The sequence below is a fragment of the Psychrobacter sp. T6-5 genome (genome assembly GCF_052258485.2).
In the GTDB taxonomy this organism is placed as follows: Bacteria; Pseudomonadota; Gammaproteobacteria; order Pseudomonadales; family Moraxellaceae; genus Psychrobacter.
Genome location: NZ_JBQQEY020000001.1, coordinates 2,969,852 through 2,994,917 on the forward strand (window position 1 = coordinate 2,969,852; position 25,066 = coordinate 2,994,917).

Genomic DNA, 25,066 nt, shown 5'->3' on the forward strand with positions numbered 1-25,066 from the left:
TTTTTTATTGAATCCAAAAATCTTGCCGAGCATAAGGTTGTACTTGACGCAAGACCCACAAAGCGCATTCAAAATTTTGATTTATTATGGTTGATTGTCTTATTCACTGTTTCAGACAGTAGCGATATTTTGTCTGACTCACCAGCGACTGTCATTATCAATTGAGTAATCATTTGGCGAATCTTTTTTGCCTCATACATTCTACTAACTACTAACTACTAACTACTAACTACTGATTACTGATTACTGATTACTGATTACTGATTACTGATTACTGATATTTCCTATTGTCGCTATTTTTCAACGATGGTGTCACTTTTCTTGATGAGGTTTTATTTAAACCTTCTCTTGGCAGATGTCAGCTGATACGAAAACACCCCACTAAATAGTGAGGTGTTTTTATCATGCGACTATCGCATCTGATGACTGATATCGTTTATCGAAACCTTAAGTAATACATATAGGCCTCAGTACACGTATTAATAACTAGCTTAGATCACATCTGTACCAGTAATATTTGGCTCTTCAGTCGCGGGCGCTGTCATACTTGACATCGATTGGCACCCGACAAGTACCGTTACCATGACAATACCAGTCATTAATGCTTTGGTTAAGTTTTTCATATTAGCTCCTAGAATCGTTTTAATAGACTGTTGGTTCAATTGAAAGATTACTACCATTGTACTAAAGCTACAAATATCGGGCCGTACTTCTCCCAATGATCATAGCTTATTCACACTTTTAGCATACCTATCTCTTATATTGCTGTAAGTTAATTAATGTTAATGAAATCTGCTTACTGAGTTTTAGTTTCCTGTAACGCTGCATAACCAGACAAACGCTTACGCTCAGCGTCATCAAATAGTTGCTGCTCAAGTTGGTCTATCTGAATTTGCACCTCTGCTGAATTGGTATTTTGGCTCAATAGCTGCTCCTTTTGCTTCTGATACTGAATGAAACGCTGATCAAAATTGGCATCTTCTTGATCGACTTGTGCCAGTCTTTCTGCCGCTGGTGCACCTACTAGCTCTCGGCGCATATTGTATAGCGCTTCAGGCGTCGCACCGCGAGCCTTCATCTGTTCGGTACGCATCATAAGCTCACCCAAATTGGCCTGCTGCATGATGTTGGCTTTGGTGGTACTCTCTGGCAAACGGCTAATATAATCACGTCTAGCCGCTTGCTTTTGCGCGTCACTCATTTGCGCGTTTTGCTCGATTCTGACCATCTCGATACTATAGTCATCGTAGCTATCCCCAGCACCAAAAAACGCGGTAATGGTTGGCTGATCAAAATACTGCTGACGTAAACGTGTAACCTCTTGCTTTTGCTGAGCGACGGCATTCAAATCCAACTCACCATTTTTGCTTGCTTGTAATTGTAGATTGCCATAACGCTTTTCAATCTCAGGAAGTGCTTTGAGATACGCCACATATTTGCCAAAGATAGCGACCGCTTGACTGGCGGCAGGTTCTGGCGTGTGGTGGCGAATATAACTCTCGACACGCGCAAAAATAACGGCTTCGTCCTCCTCTCCTAATGCGGATAAAAAATAATCAAACAAGCGCCGTAGACCTTCAGTGATAACTAATTGTTTGTTTTCATCAATGATGATTTCGCCATCAACTTGCGTACCTATTAATGAGCGCGGCAAACGCTCTAGCCCAGTGACAAATGAAGCCTGATTCTGATATGACGTCATTTGTCCTGTTTGCTCACTATTGAGTGCAGTGGATAACGTGTCCTCAGACTCATTAGCAATGGCATTGGATGCTAGTTGCGCTGAATCTATACGTTGACTGTCTGGCTTAAACCATATAATTACCGCCGCAGCGATGGCGATGATGACCACGGCGATGATAGCGATTGGTAAATAGGCTGGACGGCGATGTTTCGACATAGATGAGAGTTCTTTTTACAAGTCAGCTTAAAGATTGGCGTTTTTCAGACGATTGACCTGAGTACGATAGATAGATTTTGGCTCAGACTCGCCCCATGCCGTCAGACCTAATACTTGATCTGCTGAATCCAAATGGTTCATGATGTAATTATCACGAATCACATAACCAAGTCGACTCGAGCAGGCAGAAACCAAGCCATCATTTCCCTCAAATAAAAACGGTACGCTTGTTGCTGCAAGTAGATAGTCACTGGGGTCAAGGGCGCTCGTGACTTGTCCAACGCCACTAAATGAATAGTATTTGATACCGTTAGCGGCAGTACTGGTCGGCTGACCACAGTAGCTTTTTGGCATTGCTGCTGGGAATTTGGCATTGAACTTAGCAGCACCACTGGTCGATAGCGCCATGAGCGCCTGCCAGCCATCTTGCTCTTGTATCTGCTTAAAACTGATACCTGACCCAACATCGGTAAAACCGCCGATCAGGTTAAATACGCCTGACACTAGCTCTGTGGTGACGTTTGACGGCGTGCCTGTATTATTATTTGGTTCAAGGACATTTTTGACAAAATCGGCGGTTTTAGAACCTTGCTCTGGGCTTGATACTGCTGTGACTGATGCAACGTATTTTGGCGCGACACCAGCGACATAACGAATATCGATACCGCCTTGACTGTGCCCAAATAAATTGACTTTAGGATCGCCTGAGATGGCAGTGATGGTTTTTACCTGTTGTAACAGCTGCTCGCCACGCACTTCGCTATTATTAACCGCTGATGTTTTGGTGGTGTATACCTCTGAGCCACCTTTCATCAATTCTTGCGGAATTCCGTTGAAATAATCTAAAACCCCAAACAGCTTGGTGAAGCCGCCAAGCCCATGCGCCATGACCACTGGATACTGAGTTTTGGTATAATTAGAGGTAAAATACTTGCTGTCGACTAGCGTACAGCCATTGGCATTGGCACAATTATAGTATTGGCCTGCCGCTTGAGCAGAGGTGGTTTGCATCGTCATTAACAGGACACCAGTACTGATAGAACCCAGTATTGGCAAAAATGCTTTTGGCGTGAGCGCGGCGCGAATAGATGAGGAAAGCGTCATAACAACATCCTTGTTATCATTAATTGTGATTATCTTTACCTCATAATATCGGCAAAGATGGCAGCTAATCCCTTTAGCATGCAAAATTACATTACTTATATATTCTGCAAGATTCAACTAAATTGTCAAAATATGAATATATTATCGTGACTAAAGAGTCACAACTGTCTTTACCACGCGGTAAAGCAATTATTATCAATAATAATGATAGGTTCACTATCACTTAACATGAAACTGCCATTCATCCATTTATGGTATAATCTATCCACATTAAACCCATAATTATAAGACAGATGATGATGACTAAAAAATCTCTTATCCAGTCCGCCGACGCCATAGAAAAAATGCGCGTGGCCGGTAAACTCGCTAGTGATGTCTTGGTAATGCTCGACGAGCACGTCAAAGTTGGCGTCAGTACCGAAGCGCTTAACCAAATCGCTCATGACTATATCGTCAATGTGCAGCAGGCCATTCCTGCGCCGCTTAACTACAATGGTTTCCCAAAATCTATTTGTACGTCAGTCAACCACGTGGTCTGCCACGGTATCCCAACGGAAAGCAAGCTACTCAAAGATGGTGACATCATCAATATTGATGTGACTGTCATCAAAGATGGCTACTATGGCGACACCTCAAAAATGTGGATCGTTGGCAATGGTTCTATCATGGCGCAGCGTATTTGCAAAGTCGCACAAGATGCCTTATATGCTGGCATGAGTGTGGTCAAAAACGGCGCGCGTCTAGGCGATGTTGGTGCCGCCATTCAAGCAGTGGTCGAGCCTGAACGCTTTAGTATCGTTCGTGAGTTCTGTGGACATGGTATTAGTAATGAATTCCACCACGAGCCACAAGTCATGCATTACGGCAAAAAAGGCACTGGTTTTGAGCTAAAAACCGGCATGACCTTTACCATTGAGCCGATGATTAACCAAGGTACATGGCAAACTAAGATCTTGCCAGATGAGTGGACAGCGATTACCAAAGACCGCAAACTGTCCGCTCAGTGGGAGCATACGATGGTCGTAACAGACAATGGCTGTGAAGTATTTACCACGCGCCCTGAAGAAGATTTGAGTTTTTTGACACAGTAAGACAATAAAAGATCGCCTAGGCGGTCTTTTTTTTGGCCAATCATTAGCGCATATCGAGTTAGGACAGATTGAGTATTGTGCTTACTGGCTTTTTGTCTTTATACTCTGATGAGTTAATAATTTATATTGATACATTTATTAGTACATTTATTAGTACATTCTCTTGGTAACTTTTATCAGCTATCAGCAAGCGAATTGCCTGATGCTTTGCAGCTCAAACGTTCTATTTTTAAACTTTTAATTGGATAACACTCATGTTTACTTGTGATGTCGCTTCTATTGATCTAACGCCCCTACCGCTACTATCAAATGATACGGCGACAGATAACTCGCTGTTGTCAGAGCAAAATACGACAGATAAAGCGCTACTCGGCATTCCTGAATGGCTGGCACAAATCAATGAGGATATCAGCCGATTACTAGAGCGTGGTACCAATATTCGTCAATTGGTCGAAGTACGGGCCTGCGCTATTGATAGCTTACTCATTGCGCTATTCAAATGGTTTGAATTAGATAAGACGGACTTGGCATTGTTTGCAACGGGCGGCTATGGACGCGGTGAGCTGTCGCTTTATTCAGATATCGATATTCTGCTGTTATCTCCTGACGAAATCGGTGCTGATGCCAGCAGTAAGATTGATAAATTGGTCGCATTGCTGTGGGATATCGGGCTGGAGCCTGCGCTGTCTGTACGTAGCGTCAATGATGCGTTAGAAGCTGCACTTGACCATACGATAGCCAGTGCCCAGCTCGAAGCTCGATTGTTAATCGGCAACGAAGCATTGCGAGATATGCCCATCCAAATCGTGAACAAGCAGTGGTCTCCTCGCGCCTTTTTTGATGTAAAAATGGAAGAGTCCAAAACTCGCTACTTACAGCACAATGCCACCGAGTACAACCTTGAGCCAAATATCAAAACGGCTCCAGGTGGTCTGCGTGACATTCATATCATTGGCTGGGTCACCAAACGCTACTTTCGAGTGGGCAAGCTCTATGACTTGGTACAACAAAACTTTTTGACCGAAAAAGAGTTTGATGAGTTAAGCTTTGCAGAAGGCTACTTATGGCAGATACGTCATTATTTACATGTATTGACAGGTCGTAATGAAAACAAGCTGTTGTTTGATTATCAGCGTGAGATTGCTCAACTAATGGGGTACGAGACCCAGCCGGACGACCAGCCCAATGCCGCTGTTGAACGCTTTATGCGTGATTACTATCGCTGCGCCATGCAGATATCAACGCTGTCTGAGATGCTGACCAACCACTATTATGAGACCATCATAGAGCCCAACCTGCCTGATGATGAGCGCCCCAAAAAGCAGCCGATTAATGCGAGATTTAACCGTGTTGGTGATCATATTGCTATAGCACACCATCGGGTTTTCGCTCAGCATCCTGAATCTATTTTAGAGATGTTCTTATTAATGGGTCAGCACGGTATCGACAAGGTTCGTACCCATACACTACGCGCGCTAAAAATTGCAGCACGCGGCATCGATCAAATTTATAGGGACAACCCCGTTCATAAAGCTTTATTTTTATCTAATCTAAAAGAGCAAAACTATCTGTTCCATCGTTTGCGTACTATGAATCGCTATGGGGTATTGGGCAACTATATTCCTGCTTTTGCGCAAGTCACTGGTCTGATGCAATATGATTTGTTCCATCGCTATACGGTGGATGCGCATACTTTATTTTTGATTCGGATTTTGCACCGCTTTACCGATCCTATGTTTTCTGAAGAGTTTCCGCTGGTTAGTGCTATCTTTCAGCGTATCGAACGCAAAGAAATTTTGGTACTGGCCGCGATGTTTCATGATATTGCCAAAGGTCGTGGCGGCGATCATAGTGAGCTTGGTCAAACTGAATCGACAGAGTTTTGCTTATCACACGGCATGAGCTTGGCAGATGCCAACTTGGTTGGCTGGTTGACCCGCTATCATCTATTGATGTCGATTACCGCACAGAAAAAAGACATCTCAGACCCTGAAGTGGTGACTATCTTTGCAGATCTTATTGGTAATGTGACACACTTGAATCACCTCTATGTACTGACGGTTGCTGATATGAATGCGACCAATCCACAGCTATGGAATAGCTGGCGGGCGACGCTGATGAAACAACTATACTCGCAGACGCGGCGCATTTTGCGCGCCGATATCGATGCGCCTACCAATCGCCAAGATATGATCAGTGCCACACGTGCGCAAGCGCTCGCGATGCTAGACAATGTCAATAACCAGCACATGAATCGCGATGAAGTATTGCGACTATGGGATGATTTGGGCGATGAGTACTTTTTGCGAGAGATTGCAGAAGATATCTTGTGGCACACCGAAGCCATCTTGAACCATCCACCGATTGGCCTTGCTTCTAATGCGGATAGTCCACCACTGGTGGTCTTGCGTGAGCATCGTGAACTGGCACTGGATGCGGTACAGGTTTTTGTCTATACCCAAGATCAGATGAATCTGTTTGCCGTTACGATGGCGGTGTTCGATCAGATGAATCTTGATGTATTAGATGCGCGTATTATTACTGCTACCCGCGACTTTGCCTTGGATTCTTATGTGCTGCTAGATCCTAGCGGTACGCTATTGGTCGACGAAGACAGTCAGCAGGAACTTAAACAGCGCCTGATTAATGCCTTTAAAGACCCGACAGTATTAAAGCTCACCAACAAACGTATACCGCGTCAGCTCAGGCATTTTGAAGTGACTACGGTGATCAACTTTGAGTTTAATGAAGCATCTGACCAGCATATTATGAGCTTAGAGACACTGGATCAGCCAGGACTCTTGGCTCGGGTTGGACAAATATTTTTGCAGGAGCAAATTGAAGTTCATGCGGCTCGTATTACGACCTTAGGCGAGCGCGCAGAAGATATGTTCTATATCAGTGACCAAAACGATAAGCCATTATCTGCTGAACGACTTGATGCGTTAAAATCAGCATTGCTCGCCAGCCTAGCGACCAAAAGGGAAAACAACGTGGTTTATAGCTATTAATTGACGCTATCAGGAGCACGTTTTATAACGTGCTCTTGTATATTATATTGTCAGCATGTTCTATCAGCTCTACATCAGCAAGCTCTGGCGGCAAAACACCTACTTCAAGTAGCTGCTGTTCCATAATTAATCGTCCAGCATCGATTTCTTTTTGTAGCAAACATTGCAAGCTTGCTAGGTGAAACTGTCCATCTAGATAGTCACCCAGCTGCCTTAAAGAAATGGGCGACTTGGCATGCACGTCAGGATACAGACTATCCTCTGCCAAAATAATCATTTCATTGAACGCCTCTTCGCGCATCAGCTCATCTTTATCTATCTCATTCTGCAACTTGTTCGCTAGACGGCCTTTCGCTGCAAGAATACTGACAAAAAATATGGTCTGTAAGATAAATAAAGCAATGTATTGCCACAAAGATAACGATATATTCAACATATTATTTAGCAGCATCAGTGCCATGGCGACAACCACGTAACCAACCAACTGCCATAATAACCACATGATCAAGCTATTTTCGCCATACCAAAAGATTTTCTTCTCTTGATGCTCAATCAATTGCTGTCTCGCCTGCCACCAGCACGCTTCACGTTCTTTTAGCAGCGCATATACGTTAATAGGGTGCGCACCTGCATCAGGAATGTCATTATTGATATTTTTAGCGATGAAGTTATTATGATTTAGTACACTAGGCATATCAAACTGTCCTTAAAATGATCTGTCTCTGGCACTGACAGTCATCTTTTATATTGTTATAAGTTATCAGACGCGAAGCGTTCAATGCGCTTTGTAAGTACGGCTGAATGGGCTATGATAAGGTCAGCCGTTCAAGCACACTAAATTCGCATTCACGTTATGAAAAGAAAAAAGCAAAAAACAAGAGGGGTGCTACACTGCTCTAATGTAAATTTTCTTTATAACTTTATTATTAATTGTCTATTATAGTTACCACACTTATGAATCACAACTTAGCGCATTTACATCCTTATCCCTTTGCCAAGATGGCAACCTTACTCGCTGACAGCAAGCCTGCCAGTGGTTACAGCGAAATCAAACTGGGTATTGGTGAGCCAAAACATGAGCCACCAGCATTTGTACTGGACGTACTACGCGAAAACTTGGACAAAATAAGTCGTTATCCGACTACCAATGGTATGTTTGAGCTACGTCAGACGATTGCGCACTGGTTAGAGAAGCGTTTTTTTCTTAGCCACGTCGATGCCAACACCCAAGTTTTGCCAGTGATGGGTACTCGCGAGGCCATTTTTAGCTTTGTACAAGCCGTCATAAATCATGATACCGCTGATAACGAGAGTACGTCCTCTTCAGCATCTAATGGGTCACCTCTGGTTGTTATGCCCAATCCGTTCTATCAGATCTATGAAGGTGCGGCAATATTGGCACAAGCGACGCCCCATTTTGTTCCTTGTACGTTAGATAATGACTTTAAAGGGGATTATCGCGCGGTGCCAAAAGACGTTTGGGCACGCACACAGCTTGTATTTGTCTGTAGTCCGAATAACCCAACGGGTTCGGTTATGACCATGGAGGATTGGGAATATCTCATTCGTTTATCGGACCAATACGGTTTTGTCATTGCCAGCGATGAGTGCTATAGCGAGCTGTATTTTGATACTGCTCCGATCGGCTTATTGCAAGCTTGCGCGAATCTGGGTCGCCGTAATTTCAAAAACTGTATCGTGTTTCATTCATTATCCAAACGCTCGAACCTACCTGGTTTACGCTCTGGGTTTGTGGCGGGCGATGCCAAAATTTTGCAGTCTTATTTGCAATATCGTACTTACCAAGGCTGCGCAATGCCGATACCGCATCAGCTTGCCTCTATCGCTGCGTGGCAAGATGAAAAGCATGTCGCACACAATCGCGCCCTTTATCAAGAAAAGTTCGCGCTATGGATGTCAGAGCTTGGCGAGTTACTAGATTTGCGCATGCCAGAAGCTGGATTTTATTTTTGGATAAAAGTACCTGAACCGTTTGATGGCGATGATGAGGTATTTGTCAAAGCGTTATACGAGCAGGCCAATATCCATGCATTGGCAGGACGCTACTTGTCGCGCGAGGTTGATGGTAATAACCCTGGAAAAGGCTATGTCCGTGTTGCTTTGGTCGCGAGTGTCGAGGAGAGCCGCGAAGCAATCAATCGTATTCGAAAGTTGCTGGCGGCATAAACAGCCACTCAAAAAGCTTTTATCTTGAGCTAATAAAGTAGCCTCTAGGGCGTGTCCCTATTTTAAAAATGGTGATAAACGTTTGAGTTAGGGGCACGCTCTAATAACCACAATATAAATAGGGTTATTGGAGGCTTTTTGCATGAATAGTGCTATAGTAAAGTCTCTATTGCAAAATATGCCATCAAGGATGATGCCATGCCCCATCTTGACTTTACCCAGCCGCCCTTTGACGTACTGAGTCTAGCCGAACGTCAAAGCATCAGAAAAAACACGAAGATCCGTTATCTCGCTAGAAATGAGATCCTACCTGCAGAAGATTTGCAATATCTATATGTGGTCATCAAAGGACAAATTGAGCAATCACTGGGTGGTGAATTTGTCGCCTCTTATCTGGGCAGCAACCATTCTGATGAGCCAAACAATAATGACTGGTTCGATAGTCGCCGCTTGCCCGAGTCGCTCATAAAAAATGATGTGCCAGAAAGTGAGGACACGCCTATACAGCCGTACCAGTTTCGGGCCAGTGAGGAGACATTGCTGCTACAAGTCGATGGTGCCACTGTCGATAAAATCAGCGCGCAAAATCATCTGGTACGCCAAATGCTATCAGACAAGCTACCCGAAAGACTAAAGGCATTACGACAGCGCCGTAGTAATAAAGCGCTCGACCCTGCTGGATATACCCATCAACAAGAAGTGCAGCAAATCATGCTGCAACCTGTCATCGATGTCCATTTATTGCCAGTACATATTGTCGATGCCAATAATAGCTTGTACGAAGCTGCGCGTATCATGACCAAAGCTGGACTAAAACACGTACTGGTACGACCGCTGAACTATGTAGAAAATATACAAGAAACTGAGCAGCGAAAACTGCTGCTAGGCATCCTAACCGATACGGATATTTGCCGCGCTGTGAGTGACAGACAAGATCCCGCTATTACGCTTTGCCAACGCTATGCTAATTTTAACCTACGTACGATCAAGGCCACTGACGAGATTGGCGATGCGTTGCTCACCATGACTCGCTATCGCATTCATAGGCTGCCAGTCATTGATAGCAGTGGTGATGTCGTCGGGGTGCTTGGACAAAGCGATATGCTCGCCCACATTGGTCATCACTCACAGCTTATTAGTATTCAAATCGAGCAAGCAACCGATCTACCAAGCCTAGATACCGCAGTCGAACTCATCGGTCGCTATATTCGTGCGCAGCATCAAAACGGTGTCAAAATCGGTAATATCAGCCGTATGGTGCAGACCTTGAATGCACAGGTATTTACCAAGTTATGGCAACTTATCGTGCCTGATGAAGTGATAAGCAATACTTGTCTCATCGTCATGGGTTCAGAAGGTCGCGGTGAGCAAATCATGCGTACCGATCAAGATAACGCGCTAATCATTCGTGACGGTTATACGCATCTGGATTTGGCGCAATTTGCCGATACTTTTAATAACCACTTGGCAACGCTTGGCTATCCGCTGTGCGATGGCAATATCATGATGACCAACCCCATGTGGCGACAACCGCTCAGGCAGTTTACCGCGCAGATTGGCTTATGGTTTAGAAACACTGACCCCATACATGGCATCTACTTGTCCGCCATAATGGATGGCGAATATGTCTGCGGTGATGAAACCCTACTTACGCAGGTACGTCAGCATTTAGGAGTGGCGCACAGACAAGCCGATCCAATGTTTGTACGTCAGTTTGCCCGTGCAGCATTGCAGTTTGGCGATGTCAATCAGTGGTGGCAAAAGTTTGTGCCTCTGATAGGGGGTAAATCTATATCAGCAGATATTGATCTAAAAAAAGCAGGGATCTTTCCATTGGTTCATGGTATTCGTACGTTAGCATTAGAAAATGATGTGCTCGATGTGCCTAGCAGTAAAGATCGCCTAAAGGCATTGGTGCAGTCTCATGCCCTGACCCAAGAGCGCGCTGATACATTATTGGAAGCCTTGGAGTTTTTTATGGCGCAGCGTTTATCAGTCGCACTGTCAACCGATGACAAACAAGCAAGGCAAGTCGATCCAATGACACTAACCGCACTAGAACGCGACCTGCTTAAAGAATGTCTGGCCGTGGTAAAAAGTTTTAAAAATCAGCTGCGTCAACACTATCAGTTAGAAATAGCATAAATATAGCAATAGAATAAATAAATGGATGATCAACATGAGCTGGCTACAGCAGTTATCTTGCGCTTGGCAAAAGACGCAGTTACAGCGTCCGGAGCTGGCATCAATGTTCACCATACCATCGGCTGAGCAGTGGGTAGCGATTGACTGTGAAATGACTGGCCTGAACCCCAAAAAGCACCATTTATTATCCGTGGCAGCGATACATATTAATGGCAATACGATCGATACGGGTAATGGCATGCACTTAGTTTGCAGACCGCCTGTAATGCCAGATCGCGACACGATTGTCATTCATGGTCTGCGTACCGCTGATGTCGAGCATGGCATGAGTTATGACGAGATGCTGGTTCTCTTGTTACCTTTTATTGATAACCGACCCATCGTCGGATTCTGCACACAGCTCGACATGACATTTTTGAATCCTTTGGTCAAACGCTATATGGGAACGACCCTGCCCAACAAAGTCATCGATGTGCGTCAATTATACAGTCGGCGTATGGGTGACCGTACGCAAGGTATCCCCAATCAAACGCAGCATTTGACTAATATTTTGGCGCATTATGATATTCCTCAGCTAGGCGCACATGATGCTTATAACGATGCAATAATGACGGCGATGGCGTTTTTGCATGTACGCTAGCCTTTATCATTGACGATAAAATTGAGCTTCTGAGAGCATGTGCGAAAACAGCAACTCATGTTACCATAGGCAGTTTTTGCCACCTGATGAAAGATGCTCATGCGATACCCTTCTCAACGCGATCTCTGTCAATACGACCCATCTCAACACGATCTCTCTCAATGCAATAGCCGCATCCCTATGACAGCAAAGCTCACCACGCTCTGTCGCCATGTGCCACCATTTAATCAATCTAAAAAACGTTTGCCTGTACTTGCGCTACTGTCAGCAGTTATGCTGGTGCCTACCTACGCACAAGCCGCTCTGCCAACAGCCATTCAGGCTGCGTTATCACGTGCAGATCTGACAGAATCTGATATCAGTATCATCGTCACACCAATAGGGGACAAGAATGCCAGTCGTCTGCCTGCTCCTATTCAGGTGGTCGATAGCAGTGATGTTGATAGCCAATCGATACCGACGACACCATCTAAAAATACGACTACTGATAAAAACAGTAGCAGTCAGGAAGCGACTCAAAATAATAACAACCATGCCGCCAGTAATCCTGACCAACAAAGCGCATTGATTACTATTGAAAAGCGCACGATTGAACAGCACGAGCAGAAGATACACGATTATACTGATGATCCTTATACTTATCAGAGTGTAGAAAGCATCCCAACGGTAGTGCCTGACGATCAACCAGCCGCTGCTAACAATGACAATAGCGCGGTGAGCACTGATAAAACCTCCATCAAAATCTCCTTTTCGCCACTATTGAATCATCAGCCTGATGTCCCTCGCACCCCTGCCAGCACCATGAAACTCGTTCCCAGTTTTATCGCTTTGGACACACTAGGGGCAGACTTTGTATGGTATACACGCGTCTATCATACTGGTATTGTCATCGGCGACCGTCTATATGGCGATTTAATCATTCAAGGTAGTGGCGATCCAAAAATGACCCACGAGCGTTTGAAGGAGCTACTGTATAAAGTACAAGCCTCAGGTATTCGCCATATCGACGGTGACATCATCGTTGACAGTGCAATCTTCAAAAACGTGAGCGAAGATCCTGCCGCTTTTGATAACTCACCTTTGCGCCCTTATAACGCCAGTCCTGATGGCTTTTTGGTAAACTTTAGCACCATTGGTATCAAAACCTACCCCTCAGATAATGGCCAAGCGAGCTTGACCTATAAGCCACGACTGGCTAACTATCAGCTGCCTGATAAGATAAATACCCGTGCCGCTTACTGTGGACAGGCAAGCTACAGCCTATCGCCGCAGTGGCAAGCGGAGCGGCTAGCACTCAATGCTAGTCTGCCAGAGAGCTGTGGCGAGCATGTGTTTTATGTGGCGTATCCTAATGCCAAAGAGTTTGCGGCACACGTCATTGCTGCCAAATGGCAAGCACTAGGCAATACCCTGAGCGGAAAAGTGATCTCACAAGAAACCCCTTACGATGCCAAAAAAACCTCAAAATCAGTACATGGTCTCACGGCTATTACCATTTCACCCTTGCCTATGGTCAGCTATCCTTCGTTGAACCTAACGCAGCAGATTCATGATATTAACCATTTTTCAAACAACGTTATGGCTGAACAAGTGGCCCTATCTATAGGTGCCTATGACAAAGCAGAACTGACTCAATCAACAGCTATTAATAACAATACTAGCGAGTTAACAAATAACACAGTAGTCAATAATCAGAATACCCATAAAAAAGCTGATAGCCTATATCAGTTTGGCACACCTGCTGGTACCAATTATTCTTCAGCCTTACAGACAATCAATCAATGGTGGCAAACCAACCTAAGCACACCGCCACCTTATTTGACCAATGGCTCAGGACTCTGCCGCGACTGTACCATCACTGCCGCCAATCTAAGCGAGCTGTTGACTTACGCTTATGGTCACCCAAGCTTTGATGCGTATGTAGACTCGTTAGGTATCGCTGGAGTCAGTGGCACTATTGCCGCTCATAGTGAGCGATTACCTGACTCAGCAGCGATTGGCCGAGCATGGATAAAAACAGGCACATTAAATAACGTCACCTCAATGGCAGGCTATGTCAAAGGGTTATCAGGTCAAGACTATGTTGTTGTGGGTATGATTAATACAGATCAAGCGCTCAATCCTTATACAGCAAGACCTGTATTAGATGCAGTACTCGACTGGACCGCTCAGCGCTAATGGTTTTGCTAAAGCGATGCTTAGTGAGCAGTAGTAAAGCAACAGCAGATATTTTGACGAAAGTGGTATGATTATTTGCACGGCAATCATGACTGCTATGTTTATGAATATATTTTTAAAACTTTTATTTTTATCTTTACAAAGGCCAGCTTATGTCACGCCAGACACCCAATCTTAGTAAGCCTAAAACGCTTGCGTCAAGTCAGACTAAACTGGCGCAATATATCGGGTTTTTTGCCATTGGCTACATCCTTGCCAGCGCCATCTTTATGATGATTCAGACCAAGATTGCGCTTAACTCGCAACTGGTCATGGTCGTCTCTATCATCGTCGGTGCCTATATAGCTGTCAGCAAATTCATCAAGCATCAGCAGCGCGCCTTGGCTAAAAATGAAATCAACCGGCTCATGTTTGGCGGTGTTGCGGTGGTTTGGTTATTGACGGTCCTTTATTTTTTAGCCATATGGTTTTGGTTATTTGATGCGGTTAGCCGTGAGGTACTACTCGAGATGGCAATGGCGCGGCCTTTGCCCTTGCTCTCTTCACTGGTGTTGATGCTGGTATTCACCTTGGTCAGTACGCGTATCAGCCTATGGGCCATCAACCATTTCTTGAACCCTGCTCTCAAAACAGTATGAACACACTCGACCATTTACTACGAGCATAACCAACCACCTACAAGCTAATACAAAGTTTTCTCCTACTTATACGTAAAATCCGTTAGGCTAACTTTAAGTAGTCAAATTTTAGCGGTTATTTGTTTTACTTTATGATAGGAGCAGACATCATGGAAACGGTTTTTTTTGACAACATAGATAAGCTCGGGCGCATTGTTTTAACGACTGTTATGGTCTACGTGTTGATTGTATTGGTGACCAAAGCCTCTGGTAAACGCTCGACGTCACAGCTCAATAATTTTGATTGGATCGTGACGGTAATGATTGGCTCATTGGGCGCCAGTACCATTTTGCTCAAAAACATCCCTTTCATCGAAGGGGTGTCATCAATATTGGTACTCTACCTCTTACAGTTTTTGGTGACCAAATACGCCTCTATCTCACCGCAATTTAGCAGTGTTATTTTGTCTGATCCACGTATTGTCTTTTATCAAGGACAGTTTTTGCCAGAGGCGATGCGTGCCGAGCGCTTGACTCGGCAAGAAATCGAATGTGCGATGCGTGCTGAAGGTATCAATAATTTTGATGATATCGAAGCCATTGTCTTCGAATCTGACGCCAAGCTCAGCGTGATTCCAAAACAACGCCAAGCCGATACGAGTGATGATGAGCAGGATGTAGATCACAGCGTATCAGAGACCATTACCCCTTTGATGTAGTGATTAGATAATTAAGCACTGCTGGCCATCAATACTCAAATTCAGTGCTCGGATGTAAAAATTTTTCAATTTAAAAAATGGTACGTACTATGAAGGTAAGAATTTTGACCGTTGGCAATAAGATGCCTAGCTGGGTGCAAACAGGTTTTGATGAGTATTTTAAGCGTATTCAGCCCATGCTGAGCACAGAAGTTGTGGAAATTGCCGCCGCAAAACGGGCAAAAAACCCATCAGATGCCAATCTAGCACAGTACCGTGAGCAAGAAGGTCAGGCGATATTGGCCGCTCATAATGCCGCGAGCCGTGAGCAATTATGGGTACTAGACGTCAAAGGTAAGATGATTTCGACAGAAGGATTAGCTGATAAACTCGCTGATGGCATGCAGCAAGGTGATGATATTGCGTTGGTCATCGGCGGTGCAGATGGCGTATCACCAGCAGTGTTGGCAAAAGCCGACGCAAAATTATCATTATCAGCACTGACATTGCCACATCCGCTGGTACGCGTTGTACTAATGGAGCAGCTATACCGCGCGATGAGTATCAATAATAACCACCCTTATCATCGCGGTAATTAAACCAGAACCAAAAATGAAGACTGAATCGAAAAATATCCGTCACGCAACGGATTGAAAAACTGGCGCATGCCCTAATAAATGGAACATGAAATATCCAAAACGCGCGACATCCAAAGCCTCTCAGACTACGCATCAGCGTGACCATCATCACGACACTGTACAGACGCCTATTACCTCTGCTGCGGCATGGGAAAGTGCGTCTGCTATAATGCCCAATGCATCCAAACTACCTGCGTTATTTATCTCGCACGGGGCACCCACGCTTGCGATTGAGCAATCTGCCACGACCAGCGCATTGGCACGTATCGGGCAAAACTTACCCAAACCACGTGCTATCGTTATTATGTCGGCGCATTGGCAATCAGCAAAACTTGAGATCAGCAGTAACCCGCAGCCAAAGACGTGGCATGACTTCTCGGGTTTTGCGCCTGAGCTGTACGAGCTTCAGTATCCTGCATCAGGTCAACCAGCGCTGGCTGAGACACTTGCTCAGCAGCTCACCGCGCGCGGTATTACTTGTAGCGTCAATCCAGTGCGTGCCTGTGACCATGGGGTTTGGGCACCGCTCAGACACCTGTACCCAGAGGCAGATGTGCCTATCGTTCAAGTGTCACTACCGCAGCATTACGATAGCATTGCTTGCTATCAATTGGGCGCGCAGCTCGCGCAGCTGCGTGATGAGCGAATTCTTGTCATTGGTTCAGGTAATATCACCCACAACTTACAAGCGCTACGCTGGGAAGCCGACAGCATCGATCAGGCTGCTAAAGGATTTAAGCAGTGGTTGCTCCAGCAGCTCAAGATAGACATACCCACTGCCCTCGACTGGCAGCAATATCCACAGTACAAAGACATTCATCCAAGTGACGAGCATTTGCTGCCATTGTTTTTTGCGTTAGGTGCCGGTCAGCGCGTCTCGGTTGTTCATCAGAGTATGGCCCATCATAGTTTGGGTATGGATATCTATCGCTTTGATTAGCTCATATTTATTAGCGCCTACTTATATAATCAAAGCACACAAACCAAACCTACTTTTCAAAGGCAGGTTTGGTAAATAAACCTGCACGCTCCATCTCACCTGCCAGACTAAATAAAGTCGCCTCATCATTCATACGTCCGATAAGTTGCATACCAATTGGCAAGCCTTTTTTACTCATACCGACTGGCACCGACATGGCTGGCAATCCTGTGACGTTACCCAATAACGTGAAGCCCATTTTTCCTAGCACAGGCGCGCTTAGCTTTTCGATCATCCCCGAGCTAAAGGCGTATCTGCCCATATCAAAACCTTTATTAAGTACCCCAGCGCCACGCATCATCATCTCATCCATGCGGCTGGGTGGTAGCACGCCGTGTTTGACCGCAGGTGTTGGCACGGTCGGGGATAAAATCATATCGTAGGTTTCTAATAACAGTCCCGTTTGATACTGACTGTTATGCCAACCGTGTTTGGCATGAACCAAGTCCACTGCTGATAGCGAACGTCCGAGTAGCGCCATGTTGTAGGTTTGCGGTTCTAGGTTTTTGACATGGGCGGACCCAAACTCACGCTCGATATTATCAATCGTAAAGGCAGTATGCGCGCAGACCACCACGATAAAATCGTGCCAAAACTGCTCGATATTGATATTTGGCTCAGCGGGTATGACCTGATGCCCCATAGACTCTAATTGCTTGGCAGTTTGCTCCAGTACAGCAAGAACTTCTTTGTCCACTACGGTATTGGCAATCAGTGGCTGCTGCTGCAAAGCGATTTTTAATGGTCGCGGTGCACGCATCGCCGCTTGCAGAAACGTGCCATCTGGCGGCGCAATGACATAAGGCGCACCAATCTCCGCACCACTGGTGGCATCGAGCATCGCGGCACTGTCACGTACCGAGCGTGTAATCACATGATCGGCAACTGCCCCATCCCACCCTTCACCAAGATTAGGACCAAGCGGATTACGACCACGGCTTGGTTTTAAGCCAAACGCACCGCACCAAGCAGCCGGAAACCGTATCGAGCCGCCGCCATCACCAGCGCCTGCCATCGGTACGATACCGCTCGACACTGCTGCTGCACTACCACCCGATGAGCCACCAGAGCTATAACCTTTTTTAAAAGGATTATGAGTAGCACCATGTGCTTTTGGCTCAGTGGTGATAATCAAACCAAACTCAGGAGTGTTAGTCTTACCAAAGGTGTTCACGCCCGTGGCTTTCATTCGCTTGACGATTTCGCTGTCTTTTTCTGAAAGGATATTCACACTGCGGCTGCCCATCGTGATGGGTTCATCCGTAAAACTAAATGACAAGTCTTTTAGCAAATAAGGTACGCCATTGAACACACCAGATGGTAAACCTGCCTGCGCAGCGTTATAAGCGCGCTCATCGAAACGGTGAATAATGGCATTTAGCTTGGGATTGAGTTTATTGGCCTGATAAACGGCTGCGTCCAGCAACTCCTTTGCGCTGACCTCACCTGAATTAACCAGTGCCGCTAAGGCGAGTGCATCGTATTGGGTATATTCTTTAAACATAACTGACCTTCCTTGGAGAGTAATTGTAGTAAATTTTGGAATACTTATTTCATCAGTAACTGTCAGTTTATTATAAAAAACCACGACTTATGGTTGATAAACAAACTCACTGGTCATTTGAAAGTTTTGGTAACTTATGCGCTTATAAATGAAATTAATCTTAAATCTCTTTCATAAAAAAAACGAGCCACTTTTATGACTCGTTTTTTCATTATCAATTCAATACTAAGCGCTACATTAACAATTCGCGCTTACCACTTTTGCCCATCGAGCTGACCAGTCCAGCGTCTTCCATCGAGTCGACAATACGGGCGGCACGATTATAGCCGATGCTGAACTTACGCTGGATACTAGAAGCTGAGACCTTACGCGTTTCCATAATAAAGGCGACCGCATCATTATATAGATCATCATCTTCACCAGAAGCATTGGCACTACTACCACCGCCCGGACTAGATAATTCAAAGTTGCCTGCCATGTTGTCAATATAATCGGGAGCACCGCGCTCACGCCATGCGTCACAGACACGGTTGACTTCTTCATCACTGACATAAGCACCATGCACACGATCTGGCTCGATTTGCCCTGGCCCCAAGAACAACATATCACCGTTACCCAGCATGTCCTCAGCACCGCCACTATCCAAAATGGTACGCGAATCGACTTTTGAGTTCACACGTAGTGCCGCACGCACGGGAATGTTGGCTTTGATCAAACCCGTAATGACATCGACTGATGGACGCTGAGTAGCTAACATCAAGTGAATACCAGCAGCACGTGATTTTTGCGCCAAGCGCGTGATTAACTCTTCGGCTTGCTTACCCACCTGCATGATCATATCGGCAAACTCATCCGCGACAATAACAATCATCGGTAAGGTTTTGAGCTTTGGCGCTTGGCTGATACTCACGCTGTCATTCGGTCGCCAGAGAGGATCAAGCATTGGATTGCCTGACTTTTCTGCCGCGATGACTTTTTTATTAAACTCATTGAGCTTACGAACCTTGAGTAAGCTCATTAGCTGATAACGACGTTCCATCTCGGCCACGCACCATGACAAGCTGCTAGCAGCCTCGGTCATATCGGTGACAACGGGCGTTAGTAGATGTGGAATGTCATTATAGTTAGCCAGCTCGAGCTGCTTTGGATCAATCAAGATCAGACGCAGCTCATTAGGCGTGTACTTGAGTAACATCGATAATAGCATCGAGTTGACCAGTACAGATTTACCAGAGCCTGTGGTACCAGCGACCAGCATGTGCGGTGCGCGAGCAAGGTCAGTAATGATGGGGTTGCCACCGATGTCTTTACCCATCGCCATACTGATTTGTGCTTTAGGATCTTTAAACTTTTCGGTATTCAATAGTTCAATCAAGCGCACCATTTCACGTTTCTTATTGGGCACTTCGATACCGATATACGGCTTACCAGGGATGACCTCGACCACACGCAATGAGGCCATCGATAATGAGCGCGCCAAGTCACGCGAAATACCAGTGACTTTACTTGCCTTTACGCCAGCCGCAAGCTCGACTTCAAAGCGAGTTACGACAGGCCCTGGGATAGCGTTGACGACGTTGGCTTTTACATTGAACTCTTGGAGCTTGATCTCTAACAATTCAGATAATTGCTCAAGCTCAGCAATGGTATAGCTAGGCTTACGGTCAGGGTCAGGCTTGTCCAATATAGACACATCTGGAATAGGGGTTAGGCTACTGCGATAGGCAGCCGTCTGCATCGAGCGTGATTTTTGACTGAACGCCGCATCGTCACTGATATGCGGCATAACTGGTGCACTGGTGTCGTCAGTAGCATCATCCTCCGGCATCATGTCAGTGATATGGTTGCTACTATCACCTTCTGGTACCGCAAAGCTGACGGATGGTTTAGCTGGGGCTACAGGCTGCGTATTTGAGGCCGAACTGACCGCTTCCACAGTTGGCGCCGCTTTTGGATTGGCAGGCGGCGTATTGGTTGGGGTCATGTCAGAGACGCCTGACACTGGCGGAGCGACTTCTATCGATGACTGAGCCGTTGAGATTTCAGACACAGATAGTGAATCATCACTATGTGGCAGTTCATTCTGTTCATGAGAGGATGCATTTGAAAAACTAGGAGTCATTTCAGGCGCAGGCTTTGATCGCGCTTCTTGCGCTGGCTGCTCAGTAACATGGGTTGTAGCAGGCTCTATATCGCCATGCTCAGCCAACCACGCTTCTGCTAACTTATCGACATCCCCCGTTGTATCATCTGGGTAAGAATCCTCCGGCTCATTGATAGCTTGATTGACAGCTTTACCATTCGTTGATTCATCCATTGATGGTTGAGTAGCTTTTTCTAGATTAGATAGATCTGCTGCCTCTAACATCGGTGCTGCCACAGATGTTTGTACTGCTTCTTCTAGTGACACGTCAGTGACGACTTCACTCTGTGCATAGTTAGGCACAGTAGAATTATCTATGCTGTTAGTGCTATAAGCCATCTGTTCACGCGCGAGCAAATCATCAACCGTATTTGCATCATTCCACGCAAAGCTTGGCTCAACTTTACGAGCAGGCGCTACGGTAGGGTTTGATATCGCCGATGTGTTTGTATCACTGACTGTATTGCCAACCGTAGCATTAGTAGTCGCTGCGGTCGCGTATTGTGGCTCACTTTTTTCATCGCTAGACGTAGCTGCTGCTTTTGCTGTCGCCATAGAGGCTTTCATACTATCAGCCAATCCTGACGTCGACAAAAAATCTGACAATACGTTGCTGAATCTGCCACTATTATCTACTGCGTGAGCTCTATTCGCATCGTCAGCTGATTGCAGCTCAAGTGGCAGCTGCTCGTATTCGGCTGTTTGATTGGGATTGTTTTCTGTGATGTTATCAGCGTTTTGTGAGACATTACTTTGTTGATCCGCTTGAACCGTGTCTTTATTTTTCAACCCTGAGCCATGCCAAGATAATGCTGTAATCTTCTGATATATAGCAAGCCAATGGATGTTAAAGGCAAAGGTAGCCGTAATCACGACAAATACCGCCAAGAAAACCACACTCCCCCACTGCGATAACAACTGTGCCAAACGTTCCTGCAACTCAAGACCGATGATACCGCCAGCCACGCCCTCAAGTCCCGTTGAGGCAGGATTGGCTACTTGCTGAACCAAGGCAACCAGTTGTGCAAATAATGCACTGGCGCTCAACAGCAAAAACACATAAGCGACCAGTCGCATGAGCCAAAACGTCGGCTTATTGTCCCACCAAATAAGGATAGACTCATAAACCACAAACGCTAAAAACCACCATGCACCATAGCCAAAAAAGCTATAGAGCAAGTCGGACAACCAAGCGCCCGTCTGCCCACCCATATTGTTAATGGTCGTCATATCACTACTGATGTGCGACCAGCTAGGATCATTGCCTGTGTAAGTCATCAAAATAACAAACAAATAAACAGCCAGTATTAACCCAAGGAGGGTAAATATTCCCTTTTTTAAATACTCAATAAGCGGTGCTGATATCACGTAAAATCTGCCTTGTTGTTAATACTAAATGGTCGCCAGTGCATGACTAAGTCTAATCATGCTGACATAAAGTGCTGACATATAAAGGTACCTAGCAAAGTGTTTGGTTGAGATTCACCTCTCAAAAGGCCTGAGCATAGCAGTCATCGCTTAAGCTCTGCCACACTTGGCATAACTTCTTATAATAACAAATACATAGGTACAGTGGCGACACTCTTATAAAGAAAGCGTGCAAGAAAGTAAATCAATGTACGATTTGCGCAAAAAATCTGCGAATAATCCAAAAGTTACTAACAGAATACTGCTAACAATTTTGTATAGACCCTATAAAATACCAGCTGTTTCTAGCACGAGTATTTCAAGGTTATTATGCTTTGATTCTAATGATAGCTGTGTTTGTTTTAGCAAACTTGCACTTTTTGCTATCTACCCTTATGTTATTATCACACAGCAATTAGAAAAACCATATTAGTAGCAACGCTTGACGTTTTTTTATTATATTTATAACTCATATTTTTCATTCGTATATTTAGAAAGGAACAACTCATGGCAACTGACACTACTGCTCCACGTCACGAAAAGCTCATCATTTTAGGCTCAGGCCCTGCCGGTTACTCTGCTGCGGTCTATGCAGCACGCGCCAATCTTAAGCCTGTTATGGTAACGGGTATGGAAGTGGGTGGCCAATTAACTACCACCACTGAAGTCGATAACTGGCCAGGCGATGCACATGATTTGACCGGTCCTGCATTGATGGAGCGTATGAAGGCACATGCTGAGCGTTTCGGTACAGAATTGGTTTACGACCATATCAATGATGTTAACTTGAATGTACGACCTTTTGAGCTGTCAGGTAACAACGGCACCTATACTTGTGATGCCCTGATTATCTCAACAGGTGCCTCTGCTCAGTACCTAGGTCTAGAATCAGAAACCAAATTTAAAGGGCTTGGCGTATCCGCTTGTGCCACTTGTGACGGTTTCTTTTATAAAGATCAAAAAGTCGCCGTGATTGGCGGTGGTAATACGGCAGTCGAAGAGGCCTTATACCTCTCTAACATTGCTTCTGAAGTGACTTTAGTGCATCGCCGTGATAGCTTACGCTCTGAAAAAATCCTACAAGACAAGCTGTTTGAAAAAGCCAAAAACGGTAACGTCAAAATCGAATGGAACCATCAAGTCAAAGAAGTCGTCGGTGATGACATGGGCGTCAATGGTGTCGTTATCGAATCAATGATTGATGGCAGCACCAAACAACTAGATACAATGGGTATGTTTGTCGCCATCGGTCATAAGCCTAATACCGACCTATTCAAAGGTCAATTGGATATGAAAGATGGCTATCTGGTCGTCAATAGTGGTCTTAATGGTAATGCCACGCAAACCAGTATCGAAGGTGTGTTTGCCGCAGGTGACGTGGCTGATCATGTCTATCGTCAAGCTATTACCTCTGCTGGTACTGGCTGTATGGCAGCGCTGGATGCTGAGAAGTACTTAGATGCTATCGGTGAGGCAACGGCGAAAGACCATACGTATGCCTCAACCCTGACTGCTGATCAAGAAGACTAAATGAATAACTTCACACAGCTCAACGACAACCATCAATACATCACGCCTGAGACTTTAAAGAGTCTTGGGCGTTATGACTTTCCTGATCCTATCTCTATCGATCCTGGTGGCATTGGCATTGTCGCAATGGGTGGCGATCTTGCACCCGATACATTGATATCTGCTTATGCACAGGGGCTGTTTCCATGGTTCAATGAAGATGAGCCTATCGCTTGGTGGTGTCCTGAGCCACGTTGTGTGATCGTCCCATCTGATTATCAACCGAGTAAGTCCCTGCGCAAGCAAGCAAGTCGCGCGCGTTGGCAATTGACGCTCAATCAAGCTTTTGGTGATGTCATACATGCCTGTAGTCTGCCTCGTAGCGATAGTCTTAATAATGACCTGCCCGAAGGCGAACACACTTGGATTCATGAAGAGATGATTGAGGCTTATACCAAACTGCATGCGCAAGGCTTTGCCCATAGCATTGAGGTGTGGGATGAGGCAGGTCAGCTCATTGGTGGACTTTATGGGCTAAAAATAAACGGCATCTACTTTGGCGAATCTATGTTTCATCGTGCCTCTAATGCGTCAAAACTCGCGTTTTGGGGATTGATACGCTTGTGTGAGCAAAGTCATGTTGCACTTGTCGACTGCCAGTTACCTAATGATCATCTCATGAGCTTGGGTGCCACTACTCTACCGCGTCCTGACTTTCTTGCTCAATTAGACCGCTTAATAAGCAGTCGCTCCATCAATTGGCACAATAATTCTCACAAACCATTAGCCGTATCCCTTCTCGATACGACAAATCCTTGGCAGCATCAATCATGAAGTCTACAAAAGCTAAAGAGTTAAGAGAATTTTATGGCGCTTGATACCTCATTTCTGCTAATCGGAGAGCTGGCAGCAAAAGCCAATACAACCAAAGACACCGTGCGTCATTATGAGCAGTTGGGCCTACTAAGGTCACGTAAGCGTCAAGCAGGCTCACGTTTATATACTGAGTTTCATCCCGAGTGTGTCGAGCGTATTGAGCTAATTAAAAGCGCACAGGCCATCGGTTTTACCCTTACTGAAATCAAAAACAGCTTAAACGATTATTACGATGGCCAATTGGATATTGATTTGCAGCTCATGCTGACTCAGCAAAAGCTAGAACAAGTCAGAAAACAGCAAGCCAATATAAGCGTGATGGTAGAGTTATTGAGCGAGCGTATAGACGTTCTTGCACGGATGAAAGCAGACAGCAACTATCAATTAGACACTAATATCTGTAAGAAGACAATACCATCAAGTTAAACACGATAACGTT

Annotated in this window: 19 protein-coding genes; 13 read left to right on the forward strand and 6 right to left on the reverse strand. The window is 45.3% G+C overall.

Annotation, left to right across the window (positions count from 1 at the left end):
• Positions 1–491: 491 nt before the first annotated feature.
• From ACTXGK_RS27440 to ACTXGK_RS27450, 3 genes are all read right to left on the reverse strand, one after another.
• A complete protein-coding gene (locus ACTXGK_RS27440; protein ID WP_257785223.1) occupies positions 492–623 on the reverse strand; it encodes a hypothetical protein in 132 nt (43 codons plus the stop codon).
• A 173-nt stretch (positions 624–796) separates the two neighbouring features.
• Positions 797–1,900 (reverse strand): lipase secretion chaperone, encoded by a 1,104-nt coding sequence (locus ACTXGK_RS27445; RefSeq protein ID WP_443517520.1) that lies wholly within the window; start codon positions 1,898–1,900, stop codon positions 797–799.
• Between the two features lie 27 nt (positions 1,901–1,927).
• On the reverse strand, positions 1,928–3,004 hold the full coding sequence (locus ACTXGK_RS27450; RefSeq protein WP_371532739.1) for an esterase/lipase family protein: 1,077 nt from the start codon (positions 3,002–3,004) through the stop codon (positions 1,928–1,930).
• 299 nt (positions 3,005–3,303) lie between these two features.
• Here ACTXGK_RS27450 and map point away from each other — a divergent pair, with 299 nt between their 5' ends.
• Together map and glnD are read left to right on the forward strand one after the other, a co-directional pair.
• The gene (map, locus tag ACTXGK_RS27455; RefSeq protein ID WP_394213606.1) at positions 3,304–4,095 is read left to right on the forward strand and encodes a type I methionyl aminopeptidase; all 792 of its coding nucleotides are present in this window, start codon (positions 3,304–3,306) and stop codon (positions 4,093–4,095) included.
• Between the two features lie 254 nt (positions 4,096–4,349).
• Positions 4,350–7,106, forward strand: a complete 2,757-nt coding sequence (glnD, locus tag ACTXGK_RS27460) for a [protein-PII] uridylyltransferase (RefSeq protein ID WP_201600343.1) — start codon at positions 4,350–4,352, stop codon at positions 7,104–7,106.
• 22 nt (positions 7,107–7,128) lie between these two features.
• Here the strand turns inward: glnD and ACTXGK_RS27465 are convergent, their stop codons facing one another.
• A complete protein-coding gene (locus tag ACTXGK_RS27465) occupies positions 7,129–7,800 on the reverse strand; it encodes a hypothetical protein (RefSeq protein WP_443517521.1) in 672 nt (223 codons plus the stop codon).
• A gap of 260 nt (positions 7,801–8,060) precedes the next feature.
• On the opposite strand from ACTXGK_RS27465, the gene dapC reads away from it, so the two are divergent.
• The 8 genes from dapC to ACTXGK_RS27505 all read left to right on the forward strand — a co-directional run bounded on the left by dapC (position 8,061) and on the right by ACTXGK_RS27505 (position 17,149).
• Positions 8,061–9,293: a succinyldiaminopimelate transaminase gene (gene dapC, locus ACTXGK_RS27470; RefSeq protein WP_443517522.1), complete on the forward strand. Its 1,233-nt coding sequence runs from the start codon at positions 8,061–8,063 to the stop codon at positions 9,291–9,293.
• A 198-nt stretch (positions 9,294–9,491) separates the two neighbouring features.
• Complete coding sequence (locus ACTXGK_RS27475) at positions 9,492–11,438, forward strand: DUF294 nucleotidyltransferase-like domain-containing protein (protein ID WP_443517523.1); 1,947 nt, start codon at positions 9,492–9,494, stop codon at positions 11,436–11,438.
• Positions 11,439–11,472: 34 nt separating this feature from the next.
• On the forward strand, positions 11,473–12,078 hold the full coding sequence (locus ACTXGK_RS27480) for a 3'-5' exonuclease (protein ID WP_443517524.1): 606 nt from the start codon (positions 11,473–11,475) through the stop codon (positions 12,076–12,078).
• 180 nt (positions 12,079–12,258) lie between these two features.
• The gene (locus tag ACTXGK_RS27485; protein ID WP_443517525.1) at positions 12,259–14,256 is read left to right on the forward strand and encodes a D-alanyl-D-alanine carboxypeptidase/D-alanyl-D-alanine-endopeptidase; all 1,998 of its coding nucleotides are present in this window, start codon (positions 12,259–12,261) and stop codon (positions 14,254–14,256) included.
• Between the two features lie 152 nt (positions 14,257–14,408).
• On the forward strand, positions 14,409–14,894 hold the full coding sequence (locus tag ACTXGK_RS27490; protein WP_443517526.1) for an ABZJ_00895 family protein: 486 nt from the start codon (positions 14,409–14,411) through the stop codon (positions 14,892–14,894).
• Between the two features lie 149 nt (positions 14,895–15,043).
• The gene (locus tag ACTXGK_RS27495) at positions 15,044–15,592 is read left to right on the forward strand and encodes a DUF421 domain-containing protein (RefSeq protein WP_443517527.1); all 549 of its coding nucleotides are present in this window, start codon (positions 15,044–15,046) and stop codon (positions 15,590–15,592) included.
• Positions 15,593–15,681: 89 nt separating this feature from the next.
• The gene (gene rlmH, locus ACTXGK_RS27500) at positions 15,682–16,170 is read left to right on the forward strand and encodes a 23S rRNA (pseudouridine(1915)-N(3))-methyltransferase RlmH (RefSeq protein ID WP_443517528.1); all 489 of its coding nucleotides are present in this window, start codon (positions 15,682–15,684) and stop codon (positions 16,168–16,170) included.
• 85 nt (positions 16,171–16,255) lie between these two features.
• Positions 16,256–17,149, forward strand: a complete 894-nt coding sequence (locus ACTXGK_RS27505; RefSeq protein WP_522910169.1) for a DODA-type extradiol aromatic ring-opening family dioxygenase — start codon at positions 16,256–16,258, stop codon at positions 17,147–17,149.
• Positions 17,150–17,198: 49 nt separating this feature from the next.
• Here ACTXGK_RS27505 and ACTXGK_RS27510 read toward each other — a convergent pair whose 3' ends face one another.
• Together ACTXGK_RS27510 and ACTXGK_RS27515 are read right to left on the reverse strand one after the other, a co-directional pair.
• The gene (locus ACTXGK_RS27510) at positions 17,199–18,692 is read right to left on the reverse strand and encodes an amidase (protein WP_443517529.1); all 1,494 of its coding nucleotides are present in this window, start codon (positions 18,690–18,692) and stop codon (positions 17,199–17,201) included.
• Positions 18,693–18,924: 232 nt separating this feature from the next.
• Entirely contained in the window at positions 18,925–22,203 is a 3,279-nt protein-coding gene (locus ACTXGK_RS27515; protein ID WP_443517530.1) for a DNA translocase FtsK, read from the reverse strand.
• Between the two features lie 546 nt (positions 22,204–22,749).
• Between ACTXGK_RS27515 and trxB the strand changes: the two genes are divergently transcribed.
• Genes trxB through ACTXGK_RS27530 form a run of 3 tightly spaced genes read left to right on the forward strand, consistent with a single transcriptional unit; the run spans position 22,750 to position 25,053 of the window.
• Positions 22,750–23,772 carry a thioredoxin-disulfide reductase gene (trxB, locus tag ACTXGK_RS27520; RefSeq protein ID WP_087040698.1) on the forward strand — a complete coding sequence of 341 codons (1,023 nt, stop codon included), beginning with the start codon at positions 22,750–22,752 and terminating at the stop codon, positions 23,770–23,772.
• Entirely contained in the window at positions 23,773–24,585 is an 813-nt protein-coding gene (aat, locus tag ACTXGK_RS27525) for a leucyl/phenylalanyl-tRNA--protein transferase (RefSeq protein ID WP_443517531.1), read from the forward strand.
• A gap of 33 nt (positions 24,586–24,618) precedes the next feature.
• Complete coding sequence (locus ACTXGK_RS27530; RefSeq protein ID WP_443517532.1) at positions 24,619–25,053, forward strand: MerR family transcriptional regulator; 435 nt, start codon at positions 24,619–24,621, stop codon at positions 25,051–25,053.
• Positions 25,054–25,066 lie beyond the last annotated feature (13 nt).

What these genes read in the sequence shown, in the direction of transcription:
- ACTXGK_RS27440 (WP_257785223.1), bottom strand. Translation starts at nt 623, where the DNA reads ATGAAAAACTTAACCAAAGCATTAATGACTGGTATTGTCATGGTAACG.
- ACTXGK_RS27445 (WP_443517520.1), bottom strand. Translation starts at nt 1,900, where the DNA reads ATGTCGAAACATCGCCGTCCAGCCTATTTACCAATCGCTATCATCGCC.
- ACTXGK_RS27450 (WP_371532739.1), bottom strand. Translation starts at nt 3,004, where the DNA reads ATGACGCTTTCCTCATCTATTCGCGCCGCGCTCACGCCAAAAGCATTT.
- map (WP_394213606.1), top strand. Translation starts at nt 3,304, where the DNA reads ATGACTAAAAAATCTCTTATCCAGTCCGCCGACGCCATAGAAAAAATG.
- glnD (WP_201600343.1), top strand. Translation starts at nt 4,350, where the DNA reads ATGTTTACTTGTGATGTCGCTTCTATTGATCTAACGCCCCTACCGCTA.
- ACTXGK_RS27465 (WP_443517521.1), bottom strand. Translation starts at nt 7,800, where the DNA reads ATGCCTAGTGTACTAAATCATAATAACTTCATCGCTAAAAATATCAAT.
- dapC (WP_443517522.1), top strand. Translation starts at nt 8,061, where the DNA reads ATGAATCACAACTTAGCGCATTTACATCCTTATCCCTTTGCCAAGATG.
- ACTXGK_RS27475 (WP_443517523.1), top strand. Translation starts at nt 9,492, where the DNA reads ATGCCCCATCTTGACTTTACCCAGCCGCCCTTTGACGTACTGAGTCTA.
- ACTXGK_RS27480 (WP_443517524.1), top strand. Translation starts at nt 11,473, where the DNA reads ATGAGCTGGCTACAGCAGTTATCTTGCGCTTGGCAAAAGACGCAGTTA.
- ACTXGK_RS27485 (WP_443517525.1), top strand. Translation starts at nt 12,259, where the DNA reads ATGACAGCAAAGCTCACCACGCTCTGTCGCCATGTGCCACCATTTAAT.
- ACTXGK_RS27490 (WP_443517526.1), top strand. Translation starts at nt 14,409, where the DNA reads ATGTCACGCCAGACACCCAATCTTAGTAAGCCTAAAACGCTTGCGTCA.
- ACTXGK_RS27495 (WP_443517527.1), top strand. Translation starts at nt 15,044, where the DNA reads ATGGAAACGGTTTTTTTTGACAACATAGATAAGCTCGGGCGCATTGTT.
- rlmH (WP_443517528.1), top strand. Translation starts at nt 15,682, where the DNA reads ATGAAGGTAAGAATTTTGACCGTTGGCAATAAGATGCCTAGCTGGGTG.
- ACTXGK_RS27505 (WP_522910169.1), top strand. Translation starts at nt 16,256, where the DNA reads ATGAAATATCCAAAACGCGCGACATCCAAAGCCTCTCAGACTACGCAT.
- ACTXGK_RS27510 (WP_443517529.1), bottom strand. Translation starts at nt 18,692, where the DNA reads ATGTTTAAAGAATATACCCAATACGATGCACTCGCCTTAGCGGCACTG.
- trxB (WP_087040698.1), top strand. Translation starts at nt 22,750, where the DNA reads ATGGCAACTGACACTACTGCTCCACGTCACGAAAAGCTCATCATTTTA.
- aat (WP_443517531.1), top strand. Translation starts at nt 23,773, where the DNA reads ATGAATAACTTCACACAGCTCAACGACAACCATCAATACATCACGCCT.
- ACTXGK_RS27530 (WP_443517532.1), top strand. Translation starts at nt 24,619, where the DNA reads ATGGCGCTTGATACCTCATTTCTGCTAATCGGAGAGCTGGCAGCAAAA.